Annotated in this window: 1 pseudogene; it reads right to left on the reverse strand. The window is 79.7% G+C overall.

The window, feature by feature from the left end:
* A pseudogene (locus AE652_RS04340) lies at positions 1-231 on the reverse strand (hypothetical protein); the annotation flags it as partial.

Below are 231 nucleotides of genomic sequence, written 5' to 3' on the forward strand. Positions count from 1 at the left end.
CCGGCCGGCCGGGGTGATCCGGCCCGCCGGGACGACCGTCAGCGAGGCGTCGTGGACGTGCAGGCGGTCGCCGAACACCTCGCGCAGCCGTTCCTCCCGCCGGTGCGCGAAGGCGCTGACGCCCGCGGCGACGTGGACGGTGGCGGCACCGGCACCGGCACCGGTCTCGGCCTCGGCCTCGGCGGCGACCCTGGCCGTCTGCTCGGCGGGCTCGCCGCGGCGCACGACCAG

Source organism: Kitasatospora sp. MY 5-36, from assembly GCF_001182915.1.
Taxonomy (GTDB): domain Bacteria; phylum Actinomycetota; class Actinomycetes; order Streptomycetales; family Streptomycetaceae; genus Kitasatospora.